This is a genomic window from Enterobacter sp. FW301-JW81, from assembly GCF_058788735.1.
Genome location: NZ_JBYTBA010000001.1, coordinates 350,839 through 370,628 on the forward strand (window position 1 = coordinate 350,839; position 19,790 = coordinate 370,628).

A 19,790-nucleotide genomic window follows, 5' to 3' on the forward strand; every position below is an offset into this window, starting at 1 on the left:
GGCTGCCTCACTTCGCGATGTGCGCAACGGTGGCGATCTCAACCAGCGCCTCCGGCTTTACCAGCCCGCACTGAATGCAGAACCTGGCCGGCTTATCGCCGGGGAAAAACTCCGCGTAGATTTCGTTAATCGCGGCGTAGTTTTTCCAGTCGGTGATAAAGATGCTGTTGAAGGTCACATCCTCCATGGTGCCACCCGCCGTTTCGATCACGGTTTTGATCGTCTCCAGCACGTGGCGGGTTTGCGCCTTTGGGTCGTTGATAAACACCACGTTGTTGTCTTTATCAAACGGCAGCGTGCCGGAGACATACACCACGCCGTCGGCGAGCGTGCCGGGAACAAACGGGGCGATGGGCGTGCTGGTGCCCGGCGGAATAATCACGGATTTCGGCATCAGATGTCTCCTCAGGCGATACGGGCGAGCGGGGGATTCAGGGCGTCGCAGAACTCCGCAACGCTGCTGACCCAGCCAAAAAAGGTTTCGATATTGAACAGGGCCGCCTTCTGGACGAATTCCGGCCCGGCCTGATGGGTGGCGTCTTCCAGCACCACGCCGAAATACTCCAGGAAAAAGCCGTCGCGCAGGGTCGACTCCACGCAGACGTTGGTGGCGATGCCGGTGAACACCAGGTGGCGAATGCCCCGGCTGCGCAGCAGGCTGTCGAGCGGCGTGTTGAAAAAGCCGCTGTAGCGCGGTTTGGGCAGGACGATATCGCCCGCCTGCGGGACCAGTTCGTCCACCAGCTGATAGTCCCAGCCGCCTTTTGCCAGCAGCTTGCCCTGCAGTTCGGGCCGCTTGCGCATGGTTTTCAGGGCGTTCGACTTGTGGAAGTTGGGCGAGCCGGGGCCGCCGGCCTCGACGTACTGGTCGTCCCAGCCGTTCTGGAACCAGATAATAAGTATGCCCGCAGCGCGCGCGGCGGCGACGGCGGTTTTGATGTTCTCAATCACCGGCCGGGTGGCGGAGACGTCGAACCCCGCCAGATCCAGATAGCCGCCCTGGCTGGCATAGGCGTTTTGCATATCCACCACGATCAGCGCGCTCTGCTGTGGCGCAAAGGTAATGGCTTCCGGGCGAGCGTTAAGGGTCGTCATTACGCCACCTCCTTGGTAACGGCAGGGATGTGGGCGCGGCACTGCATCAGCGGCTGAATGCGCTCGCCGAAGGTTTCCACGCCGGTAAGGAAATCATCAAAGGTCAGCAGGACGCCTTCCGCGCCGGGAACGGCCGATACTTCGTCAAGCATTCTGGCGACGCTGGCGTATGAGCCGACCAGCGTGCCCATATTGATATTGACGGCGGACGTCGGGTCGGCCATCTGGCGAACGTTGGTGTCCGCGCCGGAGCGCGTATCCTTTTGGCTCTGCTCGGTGAGCCAGCTCAGGGCTTCCTCGTCGGCGCCGTCCTTATAGCGCTCCCATTTGGCGCGCGCGGCGTCGTCGGTCTCGTCGGCGATGATCATAAACAGCACGTAGGAGCCTACGTCGCGCCCGGTTTTGTCGGCGGCCTCTTTCATCCGCGCGGCGGTCGGGGCGAAGGCTGCAGGGGTGTTGACGCCTTTGCCGAAGCAGAAGTTGAAGTCGGCGTATTTCGCCGAGAATTCCATTCCCGCGTCGCTCTGCCCGGCGCAAATCACCTTCATGGGGACCGAAGGCTGCGGGCTGACGCGACAGTCGTTCATGGTAAAGAAGTCACCCTTGAAATCGCTTTTGCCTGTACCCCACAGGTCGCGCAGGACCTGCACGTATTCGGTCAGGTAGTCGTAGCGGCGAGAGAAGTAATCGTCACCCGGCCAGAGCCCCATCTGCTCGTACTCCGGCTTTTGCCAGCCGGTGACCAGGTTGACGCCAAAGCGCCCGCCGGAGATGGAGTCAATGGTCGAGGCCATGCGCGCCACGATCGCCGGGGGCAGGGTGAGGGTGGCGGCGGTCGCGTAAATCTGAATACGCGAGGTAACCGCGGCCAGCCCGGCCATCAGGGTGAAGGACTCCAGGTTGTGATCCCAGAATTCGGTTTTGCCGCCAAAGCCGCGCAGCTTGATCATCGAGAGCGCAAAGTCGAAATGGTAGTGCTCCGCTTTTTGCACAATGGCCTTATTCAGCTCAAAGGTGGGCATGTATTGCGGTGCCGTGGTCGAGATAAGCCAGCCGTTGTTGCCGATCGGTACAAATACGCCAATTTTCATCACGAACCTCTCTTCACTACATTGCAGGTGAATACGTTTTTGCAAAGGCAGTGCCACTTTTGAAAATGGCAGTGTTATTAACGTGTTAATCAGAAGTTGGTGAGTTGATGCGTGTGAAAGTGGACTAAATGGTCAAAAACATTGCACAGAAAACAGGCACTCATGCGCGATCGGAGTGCAGGATGTCGTGGCGAGACGGGGGTTTTGCTATGCTGAGGGCAACGCAGAATAAGGAGAGCGGGAATGGCACAAGGCGCAGTGAAAACACCAGGTAAACGTTCGCAGGCCGTGAGCGCCAAGAAGCAGGCCATCCTCAGCGCGGCCCTGGAGACTTTTTCACAGTTTGGTATTCACGGCACGCGCCTGGAGCAGGTGGCGGAGCAGGCCGGGGTGTCCAAAACCAATCTGCTCTACTATTACCCGTCGAAAGAGGCGCTCTATATCGCGGTGATGCAGCAGATCCTCGATATCTGGCTGGCGCCCCTCAAGGCGTTTCGCGAAGAGCTGGCCCCGCTGGTGGCGATCAAAGAGTATATTCGCCTGAAGCTGGAGGTGTCGCGCGATTACCCGCAGGCATCAAGGCTATTCTGTCTTGAGATGCTGCAGGGCGCGCCGCTGTTGCAGGCGGAACTCACCGGAGATTTAAAGCAGCTGGTTGACGATAAGTCGGCCATTATTGCCGGATGGGTCGCCAGCGGAAAGCTGGCTCCGGTCGACCCGCATCATCTGATCTTTATGATTTGGGCCTCCACCCAGCATTACGCTGACTTTGCGGCCCAGGTTGAGGCGGTGACCGGGAAAACGCTCCAGGACGAGGCGTTTTTCCACAGCACGCTGGAAAACGTGCAGCGGATGATTATTGAAGGGATCCGCGTGCGTTAGTTCCCCTCACCCTAACCCTCTCCCAAGGGGAGAGGGAATAGTTCCGTGCCTCGTCAGCCCGGCGGGAGAGGACAGCTTAAGTCGCCCTCTTCACACTGCATCAGCGAGGCCAGAAACGCTTCGCGCTCCGCGGTTTTTTCCGCCAGGCACTGGTTAACAATCATTGGCTGAACGCTGCCACCTTCCGTACCCGAACCGATAAACGCGCAGTCTGCGTCGCGCAGGGCAATCCACGCCTGCTGCGCTTTTTTCAGCAGGTCGCGCTGAGGGGCTGCCGCGCGCTTGATGGCGGCTTGATAGGTCTGGTTGAGCTTTTTATCGGCAGCCTGGTACTGCTCTGCCGCACAGGCACTGAGTTCTGTCTGGGTGGTCGCCTTGTCGCACTCGTCGGCCAGCGCGCTGGCGCTCAGCAGCAGTGCTGCGCCTGCGAGAAATACTCTTTTCATCATTCCCTCCGTGTAAAAAAGCCGGATGCGCTGCGCTTATCCGGCCTACGGTGATTTTGTAGCCCCGGTAAGCGTAGCGTCACCGGGGAGAGTTTACACGATTAACCGATGGTCATCAGGCTGGCGTTACCGCCTGCCGCCGCGGTGTTGACGCTGAGCGAGCGCTCAACGTACAGGCGCTCCAGCAGCAGGTTGGTTTCACCGCGGGCGAAGCCCTGCACCGAAACAATCGGCCCGCTGCGGGCTGCAACCTGCTCGCACAGTTCGCGCAGCTGGTCAGAATCACCGTGATAAATCACGGCGTCAAACGGCTGCGTCAGCAGCGCATCGGCCTTGGCGAAGTGAATGCGGGCAGAGACCGCTTTCGGCAGCTGTTTGGCGAGATCGCGATGCAGCGCATCTTCCGGCCACAGCACTTCACAGCCGGTTGCCATAGCTGCGGCCAGCTGGACCAGCGCGTCCTGCTCGTTATCCGCCACGCACAGCACGCGCTCGCGCGGCATCAGCGTCCAGGTATTGCGCTCGCCGGTTGGCCCCGGGAGCAGACGCTGCGTGCCTGCCTGCGCCAGCTCGCCGTACTGCTGCGCGAGGCTACGCAGTTCAGGACGTTTTTCCGCCCATGTAATGAGGGCTTCCAGCGGCTGCGTCAGCACGGTTTTCAGCTGCGCATCCACCGGATAGTCCACATCCTGACGCGCCAGCGTTACGCCCAGCGCGTTCTCCGGACGGTTCGCCAGCAGGCGGTACAGGTAGAGCGGACCGCCCGCTTTCGGACCGGTGCCGGAAAGGCCTTCACCGCCGAACGGCTGCACGCCCACGACCGCGCCGACCATGTTGCGGTTAACGTACAGGTTGCCCACCTTGGCGCTGCCGGTCACCTGCGCGATGGTCTCGTCGATACGGGTATGCACCCCGAGCGTCAGGCCATAGCCGGAGGCGTTGATCTGCTCAACTAACTCGTTGAGGTTGTTACGGTTGTAGCGCACCACGTGCAGGACCGGACCGAAGACCTCTTTTTTCAGCTCGTCGAAGCTCGCCAGCTCAATCAGCGTTGGCGGCACAAAGGTGCCGGTACGCCACTCGCGGGTATCTTCACTGTTTTCACGCACCGCCTGGAACACCGGACGGCCTTTCGCGCGCATGGCCTGAATGTGGTTTTCGATATTGGCTTTGGCTTCCGCGTCGATCACCGGCCCGATGTCGGTGGTGAGACGGCCCGGGTTGCCCATGCGGCATTCGGCCATCGCGCCGCGCAGCATCTTCAGGGTGTGGTCGGCCACGTCATCCTGCAGGCACAGCACGCGCAGGGCGGAGCAGCGCTGACCGGCGCTGTCGAAGGCGGAGGCCAGCACGTCAACCACCACCTGCTCGGTGAGCGCGGAGGAGTCAACGATCATGGCGTTCATGCCGCCGGTTTCCGCGATGAGCGGGGTCGGGCGACCCTGCGCATCCAGGCGGGTAGCGATATTGCGCTGCAGCAGAGAGGCCACTTCGGTCGAGCCGGTAAACATCACGCCGCGCACGCGGTTATCCGCGGTCAGCTTAGCGCCGACCGTTTCACCGCGGCCCGGCAGCAGCTGGACCACGCCCGCAGGCACGCCGGCTTCCAGAAGAATGCTGATGCCCTGTGCGGCAATCAGCGGGGTTTGCTCTGCCGGCTTGGCCAGCACGCTGTTGCCTGCGGCCAGGGCGGCGGCAATCTGGCCGGTGAAGATCGCCAGCGGGAAGTTCCACGGGCTGATACAGACGACCGGGCCAAGCGGACGGTGGGTTTCGTTATCGAAGTCATCGCGAACCTGGCCCGCGTAGTAATGCAGGAAGTCGACGGCCTCGCGCACTTCGGCGATGGCGTTGCTGAAGGTTTTACCCGCTTCGCGCACCAGAATGCCGATGAGCTGTTGCATCTGATCTTCCATCAGCACCGCGGCGCGTTCCAGAATCGCGGCGCGCTCCTGCGGCGGCGTGGCAAACCAGATAGGGGCGTTGTTCACCGCGCTGTCCAGGGCCTGATCCACTTCCGCTTCGGTGGCTTCACGCACGTAGCCGACGATGTCTTTTGGCTCCGCCGGGTTAATGACTGGCTGCATTTCGCCGTCAGCAACCGGCTGCTCCAGAATCGGTTTGGCCTGCCATTTCTGCAATGCGCTGTTGAGCAGGGCAGAGGAGAGGGACGCCAGGCGGTGTTCGTTGGCGAGATCCAGGCCCGCCGAGTTGACGCGGCCTGCGCCATAGAGTTCGCGCGGCAGGGCAATCTTCGGATGCGGCAGGCCAATCTGACCTTCCTGCGCCGCCATCTTCTCAACGGCCTGCACCGGGTCGGCGACCAGCTCGTCCAGCGGCAGCGTGGTGTCGGCGATGCGGTTAACGAAGGAGGTGTTCGCGCCGTTTTCCAGCAGGCGACGCACCAGGTATGCCAGCAGGGTTTCGTGAGTACCTACCGGAGCGTAAATACGGCACGGTCGGTTCAGCTTGCCGTCCGCCACTTTACCGGTCACCTGCTCGTACAGCGGTTCGCCCATGCCGTGCAGGCACTGGAACTCGTACTGGCCCGGGTAGTAGTTCTGCCCGGCCAGGCTGTAGATCGCCGCCAGGGTGTGGGCGTTGTGGGTGGCGAACTGTGGATAGATCAGGTTCGGCACGCCGAGCAGCTTTTTCGCGCAGGCGAGGTAAGAGACGTCGGTGTAAACCTTGCGGGTATACACCGGATAGCCTTCCAGCCCTTCCATCTGGGCACGTTTGATTTCGCTGTCCCAGTAGGCGCCCTTCACCAGACGGATCATCAGGCGGCGACGGCTGCGGCTGGCCAGGTCAATCAGGTAATCAATGACGAACGGGCAGCGCTTCTGGTAGGCCTGGATAACGAAGCCAATACCGTTCCAGCCCGCCAGATCCGGCTCGAAGCACAGTTTTTCCAGAAGATCGAGGGAGATCTCCAGGCGGTCGGCCTCTTCGGCATCGATGTTGATGCCGATGTCATACTGGCGCGCCAGCAGGGTCAGGGACTTCAGGCGCGGGTAGAGCTCTTCCATCACCCGGTCGTACTGCGCGCGGCTGTAGCGCGGGTGCAGGGCGGAGAGCTTAATGGAGATGCCCGGGCCTTCATAAATACCGCGACCGTTAGACGCTTTACCAATGGCGTGGATCGCCTGCTGGTAAGAGACCATGTAGGCTTGCGCGTCGGCGGCGGTCAGGGCCGCTTCGCCCAGCATGTCGTAGGAGTAGCGGAAACCTTTATCTTCCAGCTTGCGGGCGTTCGCCAGCGCTTCGGCAATGGTTTCCCCGGTCACAAACTGCTCGCCCATCAGGCGCATCGCCATGTCCACGCCTTTGCGGATCAGCGGCTCGCCGCTCTTGCCGATAATGCGGTTCAGGGAGCGGGAGAGGTTGGCTTCGTTATGGGTCGAGACTAGTCTGCCGGTAAACAGCAGGCCCCAGGTCGCGGCGTTGACGAACAGCGACGGGCTGCGGCCAATGTGGGAATGCCAGTTGCCGTTGCTGATCTTGTCGCGGATCAGCGCGTCGCGGGTGGCTTTATCCGGAATACGCAGCAGCGCTTCCGCCAGGCACATCAGCGCCACGCCTTCCTGAGACGAGAGGGAGAACTCCTGCAGCAAGCCCTGAACCATGCCGGCGCGGCCGGTCGCGGTTTTCTGGTTGCGCAGCTTGTCGGCAAGCTGGTACGCCAGGCTGTGCGCCTGTGCGGCAATGGCTTCTGGCAGGCGAGCCTGCTCCAGCAGCATCGGTACGGCGTCGGTTTCGGCGCGGCGGTATGCGCCGGTGATGGCGGCACGGCTGACGGACTGCGGCAGGATCTGCTCGGCGAATTCGAGGAACGGCTGATGATTCTCGTCGCCAGCGGCCGGGGCTTCTTCGCTTTCGTTCGCTGCACCGGCCAGCAGGGCAGGCAGCTCCGGCAGGCCCTCATCGCTCTCGAGCCTTTCGAGATAGTTAAAAATCGCCTGCTTAATTAACCAGTGCGGCGTGCGGTCAATGCGGGTTGCTGCGGTCTTAATCCGTTCGCGGGTGGCGTCATCCAGCTTAACCCCCATGGTGGTCATACCCATGCCAAAGCTCCTGTTGTTCTTTCATCGTGTTTGGTCGTTAGCGTGAAATATCCACCATGTTGCAACTTTGTGCAACCGTGTTAAATGTGACCTGGTTTGCAACCCGGAAAATGAATGGATTGTTAACGAATGGTTAGCTGGAAAAACGCACTGGCTTTTGGGCGGGAAGCCTGTTTTTATGCGGGAGTTAACACTTTTAAAAGGTGCAACCCGCAAAAGCGTGAGCGAGTGCAACCTATAGGAAACTCGTATCAAACCAGGGATGAAATTGATGTAAATGCAGTGTTAAATCGTTTGTCAGCGGAAGGCGCATACGGCAGGATAGCGCGCCCAACCGAAACACAAGATACCGTCACCTCGTTCCGGTGATTATATAACAAGGCAACCCGGACGGTTGTCGCTCGACACTTTTGGAGAATTTGAATGGCAATTAGCACACCGATGCTGGTGACATTTCTCGTTTATATCTTTGGCATGATCCTGATAGGGTTTTTGGCGTGGCGGTCAACGAAAAACTTTGACGACTATATTCTGGGCGGACGCAGTTTAGGCCCTATGGTCACCGCACTCTCTGCGGGCGCATCGGACATGAGCGGCTGGCTGCTGATGGGGCTGCCGGGCGCGATTTTCATCTCCGGTATCTCTGAAAGCTGGATCGCCATCGGTCTGACCGTGGGCGCCTGGATCAACTGGAAGCTGGTGGCGGGCCGTCTGCGCGTGCACACCGAGGCGAACAACAACGCCCTGACGCTGCCGGACTACTTCACCGGACGCTTTGAGGATAACAGCCGCATCCTGCGCATTATCTCTGCGGTGGTTATCCTGCTGTTCTTTACCATCTACTGTGCCTCCGGCATCGTGGCCGGCGCGCGCCTGTTCGAAAGCACCTTCGGCATGAGCTACGAAACCGCCCTGTGGGCCGGTGCGGCGGCGACCATCCTCTATACCTTCGTGGGCGGTTTCCTGGCGGTAAGCTGGACCGACACCGTGCAGGCGAGCCTGATGATCTTCGCCCTGATCCTGACCCCGGTGATTGTGATTTTCACCGTTGGCGGCTTTGGCGATTCGCTGGAAGTGATTAAGCAGAAGAGCATCGAAAACGTCGACATGCTGAAAGGGCTGAACTTCGTTGCCATCGTGTCGCTGATGGGCTGGGGTCTGGGCTACTTCGGTCAGCCGCACATTCTGGCGCGCTTTATGGCGGCGGATTCTCACCACACCATCGTTCATGCCCGTCGCATCAGCATGACGTGGATGATCCTGTGTCTGGCAGGGGCGTGTGCGGTCGGCTTCTTCGGTATCGCGTACTTCAGCAACAACCCGGCGCAGGCGGGCGCGGTCAACCAGAACGCCGAGCGCGTGTTCATCGAGCTGGCGCAGATTCTGTTTAACCCGTGGATTGCCGGTATTCTGCTCTCCGCGATCCTCGCGGCGGTGATGTCCACCCTGAGCTGCCAGCTACTGGTCTGCTCCAGCGCAATCACCGAAGACCTCTACAAAGCCTTCCTGCGTAAAAACGCGAGCCAGAAAGAGCTTGTCTGGGTAGGGCGCTTCATGGTGCTGGTGGTGGCGCTGATTGCGATCGCGCTGGCGGCCAACCCGAATAACCGCGTGCTGGGTCTGGTGAGCTACGCATGGGCGGGCTTTGGTGCGGCATTTGGTCCGGTGGTGCTGTTCTCCGTGCTGTGGTCACGTATGACCCGTAACGGCGCGCTGGCGGGGATGATTATCGGTGCGGTGACCGTTATCGTCTGGAAGCAGTTCGCCTGGCTGGGCCTGTACGAAATCATTCCTGGCTTCATCTTCGGCAGCATTGGCATCGTGGTCTTCAGCCTGCTGGGTAAAGCGCCGTCTGCCGCCATGCAGAAACGCTTTGCTGAAGCAGACGCGCATTACCACTCCGCGCCGCCGTCTAAGCTGCAGCCTGAATAATTTCCCCACGGAACACCGTAGGCCGGGTAAGCGCAAGCGCACCCGGCTTTTTTCTTGCCAAAATCCGTAATTTCCTGTGATATCCATGTGCTTATAACAATGAGGATAGCGAAGCATGACAATCAAAACAGGGTTAATGGCGGCGGCATTATTGATGCTGGCTGGCTGCACCGCGCCATCGCAGCACGCTGCGGTGGAAACCTGCAAAGCGGAAAACCAGATGCAGCAGACCACGCTCTATTTCGGACTGAATCGTCCGGCCGGGGCGCAGATTACCGGCAACGAATGGCAGCAGTTTGTTGACCAGGACGTGACGCCACGCTTTCGCGATGGCTTGACGGTATTTGACGCGCGCGGGCAGTGGCTGGGGAACGACGGAAAAGTGGCTCGTGAGCCCAGCAAAGCGCTGATGCTGATCCACGGGAAAGATGCGCAGAGCGAGAAGAACATCGAAGCGTTGCGCGGGATTTATAAGTCCCGCTTCGCGCAGGAGTCGGTGATGCGCGTCGACCAGCCGGTATGCGTGCAGTTCTAATAAAAACGGCGGGATAACCCGCCGTTATTGTATCGTAGGCCCGTGCAAGCGAAGCGCCGCCGGGCATTACATCACAGCACCAACCCCGCAAAGCTCGCCGACAGCAGGCTCACCAGCGTCGCGCCGTACACCAGACGCAGACCAAACCGCGATACCACGTTCCCCTGCTGTTCGTTCAGGCCCTTAATCGCCCCGGCCACGATGCCGATGGAGGCGAAGTTCGCGAACGATACCAGGAAGACGGATAAAATGCCCAGCCCACGCGGGGACATCTGATGCGCTATTTTTTGCAGCTCAATCATCGCCACAAATTCATTCGCCACCAGCTTGGTTGCCATAATGCTGCCCGCGTTTAAGGCATCACTTAGCGGAATCCCCACCAGCCACGCCAGGGGATAAAATACATAGCCCAGGATCTGCTGGAAGCTCATGCCAAATACGCTGGAGAAGAGGGCGTTAACGGCGCTAATAAGGGCGATAAAGCCAATCAGCATCGCCAGAATAATCATCGCCACTTTAAAACCGGCCAGAATATACTCGCCGAGCATCTCGAAGAAGCTCTGCGATTCATGCAGTTTTTCAAGCCGGATATCCGGCTCCGCTTCCGGGCGCGCCGGGTTGATGACGGAGAGAATAATAAAGGTGCTGAACATGTTCAGAATCAGCGCCGCGACGACAAATTTGGCGTCGAGCATGGTCATATACGCGCCGACAATTGACAGGGAGACCGTCGACATGGCCGTGGCCGCCATGGTGAACAGACGACGAGAGGAGAGATCGCCCAGCACGCCTTTGTAGGCAATGAAGTTTTCCGACTGGCCGAGGATCAGCGAACTCACCGCGTTAAAGGATTCCAGCTTGCCCATACCGTTCAGTTTTGACAGCAGCGTGCCGATTACCCGAATAAAAATCGGCAGAATTCGCCAGTGCTGAAGAATACCAATCAGCGCGGAAATAAAAATAATCGGGCAAAGCACGCCGAGGAAAATGAACGCCAGCCCTTTTTCCCCCATTCCGCCAAAGACGAAATTGGTGCCTTCGCCGGCAAATTTAAGCAGTGACTCAAAAAATCCCGAGACGTATTTAATCAGGAATAACCCGCTTTCGGCGTGCAGGAAAAAGAACGCCAGGGCAATTTCTATGACAATCAGCTGTAAAACAAAACGAATGCGAATTTTTCGGCGGTCGAAACTCACCAGCCAGGCAAGCGCAAGAATAATGACCAGCGCCAGCAGGAAATGGACAATTTTAAACATAATTTATTTTCACCAGGTGTTTGAGGCGGATATTTAGCCACAGCCCTGAATCAGCGTAAATGGGCATTTTCGTTATAACTTATAAACTTGAACGTTACGTAGGTAACTATTATCAGGCTTGGCGTTTACAACTCGTCATCAAAACACCACATATTTCGCTTGTGTTTCTTTACGCCGTAATGATAATCACTATCACAAGAATTTACCTTTCTTTGCATCAGTTGACCGCGATAAACATTTAAGGTGTCGGCATGTTTGTTCCATTTCTCATTATGTTACGTGAAGGGCTCGAAGCCGCCCTTATCGTTAGCCTCATCGCCAGTTACCTGAAGCGGACCCAGCGCGGACGCTGGATTGGTGTCATGTGGGTCGGGGTATTCCTTGCCGCGGCGCTCTGTCTGGGCCTGGGTATCCTCATCAACGAAACCACCGGAGAATTCCCGCAGAAAGAGCAGGAGCTGTTTGAGGGTATCGTCGCCGTGATTGCGGTAGCGATCCTCACCTGGATGGTGTTCTGGATGCGTAAGGTCTCCCGCAACGTCAAGGTGCAGCTGGAGCAGGCGGTGGATAACGCGCTGCAAAAGGGCAATAACCACGGCTGGGCGCTCATTATGATGGTCTTTTTCGCCGTGGCGCGCGAAGGGCTGGAGTCTGTTTTCTTCCTGCTGGCGGCGTTTCAGCAGGATGTGGGTATCTGGCCACCGCTGGGGGCCGTGCTGGGTCTTGCCACGGCGGTGGTGCTCGGTTTCCTGCTCTACTGGGGCGGTATTCGCCTGAACCTGGGTGCCTTCTTCAAGTGGACCAGCCTGTTTATTCTGCTGGTGGCTGCGGGCCTGGCGGCAGGGGCGATCCGCGCCTTCCATGAAGCGGGCCTGTGGAACCATTTCCAGGACGTGGCGTTCGACCTCAGCAACGTTCTCTCCACGCACTCTCTGACCGGCACCCTGCTTGAAGGTATCTTCGGCTATCAGGAAACGCCGAGCGTCAGCGAAGTAGCGATGTACTTTATTTATCTGGTTCCGGCGCTGGTGCTGTTCGCCATGCCGCCGCGTACCGGCACGCAGGCGTCGCGCGTTGCGCCGTAATTTGTGATTTAGTTACAACATACTTTTAAAGGGAAGAGTCATGGCAATTCAGTTCCGTCGTAGTGCGTTATGCGCAGGCATTGCCGCGCTGTTCGCTTCTGCATTCTCCGCCTGGGGCGCGGATGTTCCTCAGGTTAAAGTCACCGTCAATGACAAGCAGTGTGAGCCGATGACCCTCACGGTTAACAGCGGCAAAACCCAGTTCATTATTCAGAACCACAGCCAGAAAGCGCTGGAATGGGAGATCCTGAAAGGCGTTCTGGTGGTGGAAGAGCGCGAAAACATCGCCCCTGGCTTCAGCCAGAAGATGACCGCCAACCTGCAGCCGGGCGAGTATGAGATGACCTGCGGCCTGCTGACCAACCCTAAAGGGAAGCTGATCGTCAAAGGTGAAGCAACGGCCGATGCGGCGAAAGGCGCTGCGGTGCTGAGCCTGGGTGATGCCATTACCGCGTATAAAGCGTATGTCACGAAAGAGACGGCGGACCTGGCGGCGGCAACCAAAGCCTTTACCGATGCGGTGAAAGCCGGTGACATCGAAAAAGCGAAATCCCTCTATGCGCCAACCCGTCAGCACTACGAGCGTATCGAGCCGATTGCCGAGCTGTTCTCTGACCTCGATGGCAGCATTGATGCCCGCGAAGATGATTTCGAGCAGAAAGCCGCCGATCCGAAATTCACCGGTTTCCATCGGCTGGAGAAAGCCCTGTTTGGGGATAATTCTGCCAAAGGAATGGAGAAATATGCCGATCAGCTGAACAGCGACGTGCTGGAGCTGCAAAAGCGCATCAGCGAGCTGGCCTTCCCGCCGTCAAAAGTGGTGGGCGGCGCGGCCGGTCTGATTGAAGAAGTGGCCGCGAGCAAAATCAGCGGCGAAGAGGATCGCTACAGCCATACCGACCTGTGGGACTTCCAGGCTAACGTCGACGGCGCGCAGAAAATTGTTAACCTGCTGCGTCCCCAGCTGCAGAAAGAGAACGGCGAACTGCTGGCTAAAGTGGATGCCAACTTCAAAAAAGTCGACACCATTCTGGCGAAGTACCGTACCAAAGACGGCTTTGAAACTTACGACAAGCTGACCGATGGCGACCGTAACGCGCTGAAAGGCCCGATTACCGCCCTGGCGGAAGATCTCTCTCTGCTGCGTGGCGTACTGGGTCTGGACTAAGCACGATGAACAAGCATAGCGAGAACGACGCGGTTGAGCCTTCGCGTCGTCGATTGTTAAAAGGAGTAGGGGCGCTGGGTGGCGCGCTTGCTCTGGCTGGCGGGTGTCCGGTAGCGCATGCGGCGAAACCGCAAAGCGCGCCCGGCACGCTGTCCCCCAATGCCCGCATGGAGACGCAGCCGTTTTATGGCGAGCATCAGTCGGGCATACTGACGCCGCAGCAGGCGTCAATGATGCTGGTGGCCTTTGATTCGCTGGCCAGCGATAAAGCCGATCTGGCGCGCCTGTTCCGCCTGCTGACGACGCGCATCGCGTTTCTCACCGCCGGCGGACCGGCGCCCGATACGCCGAACCCGCGCCTGCCGCCGATGGACTCCGGCATTCTGGGGCCGTTTATCGCCCCGGATAACCTGACCATTACCGTTTCGCTGGGTGAATCGCTGTTTGATGCACGCTACGGCCTGGCAAAACAGAAGCCGAAAGCGCTGCAAAAAATGACGCGCTTTCCGAACGACTCGCTGGACGCCGCCCTCTGTCACGGCGACCTGCTCCTGCAGATTTGCGCCAATACCCAGGACACGGTGATCCACGCCCTGCGCGATATCATCAAGCACACGCCGGATCTGCTGAGCGTGCGCTGGAAGCGGGAAGGGTTTATCTCGGATCACGCCGCCCGCAGCAAGGGGAAAGAGACGCCGGTGAACCTGCTGGGCTTTAAGGACGGCACGGCCAACCCGGACAGCAGCGATGCTGCACTGATGAAAGACGTGGTGTGGGTAACCGCAAATCAGGGCGAACCGGCGTGGGCGGTGGGGGGAAGCTATCAGGCGGTGCGGATCATTCAGTTCCACGTGGAGTTCTGGGACCGCACGCCGCTCAAAGAGCAGCAGACGATCTTCGGTCGCGATAAGCAAAGCGGCGCGCCGCTCGGCATGAAGAACGAGCATGACGTGCCCGACTACGCCAGCGACCCGAACGGCGATGTGATTGCGCTGGACAGCCATATTCGTCTGGCCAATCCGCGTACCAAAGAGACGCAGTCCAGCCTGATGATGCGTCGCGGATACAGCTACTCACTCGGCGTGACCAACGCCGGTCAGCTTGACATGGGGCTGCTGTTCGTCTGCTACCAGCACGATCTGGAAAAGGGCTTCCTGACCGTGCAGAAGCGCTTAAACGGCGAAGCGCTGGAAGAGTACATTAAGCCTATCGGCGGCGGCTATTTCTTTGCCTTGCCAGGCGTGCGCGACAGCAACGCATATCTCGCTCAGGGTCTTATTGAAGCCTGATAATCGTCCCCGCAACCGTTCGCGGGGACATTATTTTTTCATATGACTATCCTGCTGTTATATTTCTGTAATATTTCTATATGAGACTGATTCCACCTGTAGGGACAGTCTTAAAAGTTGCATTCAGGTAAAATAAATGTTGCATTTATGATAACTCCTGATGTACTTAAGATAAGACAGCGGTAGTTCCCGGCAGTGATGCTGAATCACTATGGAGATCGCGAATGGTTGCGTCCTGTACTGGACAAGGTAAACATAACAACCGCAGCACCCGGCGCGGAGGCTCAGACTCCGGCAGCGATTTCCTCACCACTAAATTCTCCCCCCACCCTCAAGAATCTGATTCGACCGACGTGCAGAACGGTGCGCGTAGCTGTTCCGTATCGTCATCCGATAAAGCAAGCAATGGCTTACAAGGAAGCCAACCCTCTGATGTTCGTGCGCATAATCGTGCCAAAGCTGGCGCGTGTGATGAATACCAACAACTCAAGGTGCTATCCATGGGAAGACAAAAAGCAGTGATCAAAGCTCGTCGCGAAGCAAAACGTGTGCTGAGACGGGATTCACGTAGCCATAAACAGCGTGAAGAAGAATCGGTCACCTCGCTTGTGCAGATGAGTGGCGTAGAAGCAATTGGCATGGCCCGAGACAGCCGTGATAATTCTCCAATTGTGGCGCGCAATGAGGCTCAGGCGCACTACCTGAATGCTATCGAGAGTAAACAGCTCATCTTTGCAACCGGTGAAGCCGGATGCGGGAAAACCTGGATTAGTGCGGCCAAAGCGGCGGAAGCGCTGATCCATAAGGACGTGGAGAGAATCATTGTTACCCGTCCTGTACTGCAGGCTGATGAAGATCTCGGTTTCTTGCCCGGCGATATTTCGGAGAAGTTTGCCCCGTACTTCAGGCCCGTCTATGACGTACTGGTAAAACGTCTGGGCGCATCCTTTATGCAGTACTGCCTGCGACCAGAGATTGGCAAGGTGGAAATCGCGCCGTTCGCCTATATGCGCGGACGTACATTTGAAAATGCGGTCGTCATTCTTGACGAGGCTCAGAACGTGACCGCTGCGCAAATGAAGATGTTTTTAACGCGCCTCGGGGAGAACGTGACGGTTATCGTTAACGGCGATATTACCCAGTGTGACCTGCCGTCCGGCGTGAAATCCGGGCTGAGCGACGCCATGTCACGTTTTGAGGAAGATGAGATGATTGGGGTGGTACGCTTCACCAAAGATGACTGCGTGCGCTCGGCGCTCTGTCAGCGCACGCTGCAAGCGTATTATTGAGTTTGCTGTTGTGTTCAAGGCCCGGGAAACCGGGCTTTGTTTTTTGTGCGGGCTTTTTGTCGGGTGGCGCTGCGCTTACCCGACCTACAAAAACCTGACCGTAGGCCTGGTAAGCGCAGCGCCACCAGGCATGAAGAACGCGGGAGTTCCAGGGGGCGAATCCCCTGGTGGCGATCCAAAAGAAAAAAGCCCGTACTTTCGTACGAGCTCTCATCTCAAATATGGCGGTGAGGGGGGGATTGACTCGCTGCGCTCGCCCTGCGGGCAGCCTGTTCGCTTCGCTCTCAGTCTGTCCAACTGGCTGTCGCCAGTTGTCGAACCCCGGTCGGGGATTCTCATCCCCCCCTTTCGGAGAATATAAAAGAAAAAAGCCCGTACTTTCGTACGAGCTCTCATCTCAAATATGGCGGTGAGGGGGGGATTCGAACCCCCGATACGTTGCCGTATACACACTTTCCAGGCGTGCTCCTTCAGCCACTCGGACACCTCACCATATTGTTTTGCTGCCTGACCGCTTGGGGGGCAACGGGGCGCTACTATAGGGAGTTGCGCTAACACGGTCAAGCAGATTTTCAGCTTTAGTGCCTGTTCGGTTAAGCAATAATCAGCTCCACGGTTTTTACGCCGTGGAGCAGGGGATTAACGCTGTGAATCGAGCACTTCGCTGTTTTTAACCACTTCCTGCGCTTTGCCGTAGCTCTCAATCAGCAGCTGGTAAGCCGGGAAGATGTGGGTGTATACCTCAGCCCACTCTGCGGCATCTTCACGGTTCCACGTCCGCTGGATCTCAGAGGCTACCGCCGCCGTGTCCATCGGCACTACGCCAGCCTGCACCACGCGCGCCAGGGTGATCTCCTGAGCCATTTTGCTGTAGGTACCGGAGGCATCAATCACCGCAAAGACTTTATACCCGTCTGCCACCGCGCTGATCGACGGGAAGGCCATGCAGACGCTGGTGATCGTGCCTGCAATAATCAACGTCTTGCGTCCGGTCGCTTTTACCGCCGCCACAAACTCCGGGTTATCCCAGGCGTTGATCTCGCCTTTACGGGCAACATATTGCGCATGCGGCGCGTTGGCGTGGATCTCCGGAATAAGCGGTCCGTTCGGCCCTTGCGGGACGGATGCGGTGGTGATCACCGGGATTTTCGCCAGGGTAGCGATCTTTGCCAGCGCTGCCGCACGGGCGCGCAGCTCCGGCATTGGCATATCGCCAACGGTCTGGAACAGGCCGCTCTGGTGATCGATAAGCAGCATCACCGCATCGTTCACATCAATGACCGGACGTGCTCCATTAAAATTCGCAGGTGTAGACATTTTCCTCTCCTTTATTACGATCGGATCTGGCCGAAGCGGCCGGAGTTGAAATCACGAATGGCTTCGTTGATTTCGGTTTTACTGTTCATCACAAACGGGCCATAGCCCACGATAGGTTCATTCAGCGGCTCGCCGGCCATCAGCAGCACTTTTGCATCGCTGCTGGCTTCCAGGTGCAGTTTGTCGCCTTCCTGACTCAGGACGACCAGCTGGGCTTCACCTGCCTGAGCGGTGCCGTTTACCGAGACGCTGCCTTCAAGCACAACCAGCGCTGTGCTCCAGCCTTCAGGCTGATTGAGCGTGACGTGACTGCCCTGATTCAGGGTGATATCCCAGACGTTCAGCGGCGAGAAGGTGTGCGCCGGGCCGGTAACCGCGTCGTAGCGACCGGCAATCACCCGCAGGGTGCCGCTGTTGTCCGGTAGCGTTACCACCGGGATCGCGTCCTTCGTGATGCTCTGGTAGCCCGGCGTCGCCATCTTGTCTTTCGCCGGCAGGTTGACCCAAAGCTGCATCATTTTCAGTTCCCCGCCCTTCTGCGAGAAGGCGTTGGAGTGGAACTCCTCGTGCAAAATGCCTGCGCCTGCGGTCATCCACTGCACGTCGCCGGGGCCAATGACGCCGCCTTCGCCCGTAGAGTCGCGGTGCTCCACTTCACCGGAATAGACGATGGTGACCGTTTCAAAACCCCGGTGAGGGTGCTGGCCTACGCCGCGTTTCGCACCATCTGCCGGAAAGGTGTACGGGCCCGCGTAATCCAGCAGCAGGAACGGGCTGAGCGGCTCGCCGTGCGTCTGATAAGAGAACATTGAACGTACCGGGAAACCATCGCCAACCCAGTGCTGACGAGGAGCGGTATAAACGCCTGTTACGTTTTTCATGATTAACTCCTGATGTTCTGTTGATGTAATTAGCTTATATTCAGAGTTAATATCCCGGTAGATAGTGAAAATGGCATTCACTGTTCTGAAAATAGAACGATGAGGATTTATGCAGGATCTCAATGACTTCGTCTGGTTTGTGAAGGTGGTCGACTACGGTGGCTTTGCGGCGGCGGGAAGGGCGCTTGACCTGCCCAAGTCCAGGCTAAGCCGCCGGATAGCCCAGCTTGAAGAGCGCCTTGGCGTGCGGCTTATCCATAGAACAACCCGACAGTTCACGGTGACCGAGGTCGGGCAGACCTTCTATCAGCACTGTAAAGCGATGCTGGTGGAGGCGGAGGCCGCGGAGGAAGCCGTGGCGGCGCTGCAGGCTGAACCGCGCGGCATCGTCAGGATCACGTGCCCAATAACGCTGCTGCATGTCCACGTTGGCCCGATGCTGGCGCGATTTATGGCGCGCTACCCCGGGATCAATCTTCAGCTTGAGGCGACCAACCGGCGGGTTGACCTGGTGGGTGAGGGGGTGGATATCGCGATCCGCGTGCGCCCGCGGCCGTTTGATGACAGCGACCTGGTATTACGGGTCCTGGCCGACAGGGGGCATTGTCTGGTCGCCGGTCCGGCGTTGATTCAACGCATGGGAGAACCGGTTGCCCCGTCTGAACTCAGCGCCTGGCCCGGGCTAAGCATGAACGAGGGTAAACATATCCATAAATGGGAACTGTCCGGCCCCGGCGGCGCCAGAGCGGAGATCCATTACCATCCCCGGCTGATCACCACCGATATGCTCGCGCTTCGTGAAGCTGCGATGGCAGGTATCGGCGTGGTGCAGCTGCCGATTTTGATGGTGAAGGATCAGCTGGCGTCGGGGGAGCTGGTTCGGCTGCTTGAGGCGTGGGAACCGCGGCGGGAAGTGATTCACGCTGTTTATCCCTCCAGACGCGGTTTGCTGCCGTCCGTCAGAACGCTGGTGGATTTTCTGACGGAAGAGTATGCGAAGATGGTGGAGGAGTAGCTTTTTGTAGGTCGGGTAAGCGTAGCTCCACCCGACATAAAGAGCGCAGGGAGTATCAGGGTTCGAATTCCCTGGCGGAGATCCAAAAGAAAAAAGCCCGTACTTTCGTACGAGCTCTCATCTCAAATATGGCGGTGAGGGGGGGATTCGAACCCCCGATACGTTGCCGTATACACACTTTCCAGGCGTGCTCCTTCAGCCACTCGGACACCTCACCATATTGTCATCCCGTTGTTACCGGGACGGGCGCTAATGTAAGGAAAAGCCGAACTGCCGTCAACTCACTTTTTCAGTAATTTAGCGCGTTTAGACAAACTTCAGGCAACCTGATTCTTAAATGTGCTGAAAGCGCCTTTTTTATCAGCAACACAGACGCGCAATAAATTTGTTATGCTGACAATCCAGTTAAAAAGCAAAATAAATCAGCGCAATAAAAGGCAGGAAT

16 protein-coding genes, 2 tRNA genes and 1 other RNA gene are annotated in these 19,790 nt (G+C 58.1%); 8 read left to right on the forward strand and 11 right to left on the reverse strand.

From position 1 onward, the window contains the following. Positions 1-7 precede the first annotated feature (7 nt). From rutC to rutA, 3 genes are read right to left on the reverse strand one after another with little or no spacing between them, the layout of a single operon-like run. Positions 8-394, reverse strand: coding sequence for a pyrimidine utilization protein C (gene rutC, locus AC3WOK_RS01605; RefSeq protein ID WP_010429508.1), 387 nt, complete (start codon positions 392-394; stop codon positions 8-10). Between the two features lie 11 nt (positions 395-405). Beyond that, a complete protein-coding gene (rutB, locus tag AC3WOK_RS01610) occupies positions 406-1,095 on the reverse strand; it encodes a pyrimidine utilization protein B (RefSeq protein WP_492353821.1) in 690 nt (229 codons plus the stop codon). After that, the gene (gene rutA / locus AC3WOK_RS01615; RefSeq protein ID WP_447855392.1) at positions 1,095-2,186 is read right to left on the reverse strand and encodes a pyrimidine utilization protein A; all 1,092 of its coding nucleotides are present in this window, start codon (positions 2,184-2,186) and stop codon (positions 1,095-1,097) included. Before rutA ends, rutB begins: the two co-directional genes overlap by 1 nt. 243 nt (positions 2,187-2,429) lie before the next feature. Between rutA and rutR the strand changes: the two genes are divergently transcribed. Then, a complete protein-coding gene (gene rutR, locus AC3WOK_RS01620; protein WP_447855393.1) occupies positions 2,430-3,068 on the forward strand; it encodes an HTH-type transcriptional regulator RutR in 639 nt (212 codons plus the stop codon). Positions 3,069-3,121: 53 nt separating this feature from the next. Here rutR and AC3WOK_RS01625 read toward each other — a convergent pair whose 3' ends face one another. Further along, positions 3,122-3,514: a lysozyme inhibitor LprI family protein gene (locus tag AC3WOK_RS01625; protein ID WP_492354226.1), complete on the reverse strand. Its 393-nt coding sequence runs from the start codon at positions 3,512-3,514 to the stop codon at positions 3,122-3,124. A 101-nt stretch (positions 3,515-3,615) separates the two neighbouring features. Further along, complete coding sequence (gene putA / locus AC3WOK_RS01630) at positions 3,616-7,578, reverse strand: trifunctional transcriptional regulator/proline dehydrogenase/L-glutamate gamma-semialdehyde dehydrogenase (RefSeq protein WP_492353822.1); 3,963 nt, start codon at positions 7,576-7,578, stop codon at positions 3,616-3,618. Positions 7,579-8,001: 423 nt separating this feature from the next. Between putA and putP the strand changes: the two genes are divergently transcribed. Then, positions 8,002-9,510 carry a sodium/proline symporter PutP gene (putP, locus tag AC3WOK_RS01635; protein WP_429053114.1) on the forward strand — a complete coding sequence of 503 codons (1,509 nt, stop codon included), beginning with the start codon at positions 8,002-8,004 and terminating at the stop codon, positions 9,508-9,510. Positions 9,511-9,625: 115 nt separating this feature from the next. Further along, positions 9,626-10,045, forward strand: a complete 420-nt coding sequence (locus tag AC3WOK_RS01640) for a DUF3574 domain-containing protein (RefSeq protein ID WP_063430115.1) — start codon at positions 9,626-9,628, stop codon at positions 10,043-10,045. A gap of 71 nt (positions 10,046-10,116) precedes the next feature. On the opposite strand, the gene AC3WOK_RS01645 is transcribed toward AC3WOK_RS01640, so the two are convergent. Next, a complete protein-coding gene (locus AC3WOK_RS01645) occupies positions 10,117-11,301 on the reverse strand; it encodes a NupC/NupG family nucleoside CNT transporter (RefSeq protein ID WP_032638697.1) in 1,185 nt (394 codons plus the stop codon). A gap of 251 nt (positions 11,302-11,552) precedes the next feature. On the opposite strand from AC3WOK_RS01645, the gene efeU reads away from it, so the two are divergent. The 4 genes from efeU to phoH all read left to right on the forward strand — a co-directional run bounded on the left by efeU (position 11,553) and on the right by phoH (position 16,132). Beyond that, positions 11,553-12,386 carry an iron uptake transporter permease EfeU gene (gene efeU, locus AC3WOK_RS01650; RefSeq protein WP_059311064.1) on the forward strand — a complete coding sequence of 278 codons (834 nt, stop codon included), beginning with the start codon at positions 11,553-11,555 and terminating at the stop codon, positions 12,384-12,386. 40 nt (positions 12,387-12,426) lie between these two features. Next, on the forward strand, positions 12,427-13,554 hold the full coding sequence (efeO, locus tag AC3WOK_RS01655) for an iron uptake system protein EfeO (protein ID WP_063955776.1): 1,128 nt from the start codon (positions 12,427-12,429) through the stop codon (positions 13,552-13,554). Between the two features lie 5 nt (positions 13,555-13,559). Then, positions 13,560-14,843 (forward strand): iron uptake transporter deferrochelatase/peroxidase subunit, encoded by a 1,284-nt coding sequence (gene efeB, locus AC3WOK_RS01660; protein WP_047349037.1) that lies wholly within the window; start codon positions 13,560-13,562, stop codon positions 14,841-14,843. 500 nt (positions 14,844-15,343) lie between these two features. Continuing rightward, a complete protein-coding gene (gene phoH, locus AC3WOK_RS01665; RefSeq protein WP_008503509.1) occupies positions 15,344-16,132 on the forward strand; it encodes a phosphate starvation-inducible protein PhoH in 789 nt (262 codons plus the stop codon). Positions 16,133-16,354: 222 nt separating this feature from the next. On the opposite strand, the gene AC3WOK_RS01670 is transcribed toward phoH, so the two are convergent. From AC3WOK_RS01670 to AC3WOK_RS01685, 4 genes are all read right to left on the reverse strand, one after another. Next, positions 16,355-16,492, reverse strand: a non-coding RNA gene (locus tag AC3WOK_RS01670) — RtT sRNA. A gap of 44 nt (positions 16,493-16,536) precedes the next feature. Beyond that, a tRNA-Ser gene (locus AC3WOK_RS01675) sits at positions 16,537-16,624 on the reverse strand. Positions 16,625-16,771: 147 nt separating this feature from the next. Continuing rightward, positions 16,772-17,449 (reverse strand): isochorismatase family protein, encoded by a 678-nt coding sequence (locus AC3WOK_RS01680; protein ID WP_025755865.1) that lies wholly within the window; start codon positions 17,447-17,449, stop codon positions 16,772-16,774. Between the two features lie 14 nt (positions 17,450-17,463). Further along, positions 17,464-18,330 (reverse strand): pirin family protein, encoded by an 867-nt coding sequence (locus tag AC3WOK_RS01685; protein WP_059311061.1) that lies wholly within the window; start codon positions 18,328-18,330, stop codon positions 17,464-17,466. 109 nt (positions 18,331-18,439) lie between these two features. Here AC3WOK_RS01685 and AC3WOK_RS01690 point away from each other — a divergent pair, with 109 nt between their 5' ends. After that, complete coding sequence (locus tag AC3WOK_RS01690; protein WP_047349035.1) at positions 18,440-19,345, forward strand: LysR family transcriptional regulator; 906 nt, start codon at positions 18,440-18,442, stop codon at positions 19,343-19,345. A 129-nt stretch (positions 19,346-19,474) separates the two neighbouring features. Here the strand turns inward: AC3WOK_RS01690 and AC3WOK_RS01695 are convergent. Continuing rightward, positions 19,475-19,562, reverse strand: a tRNA-Ser gene (locus AC3WOK_RS01695). Between the last annotated feature and the right edge of the window lie 228 nt (positions 19,563-19,790).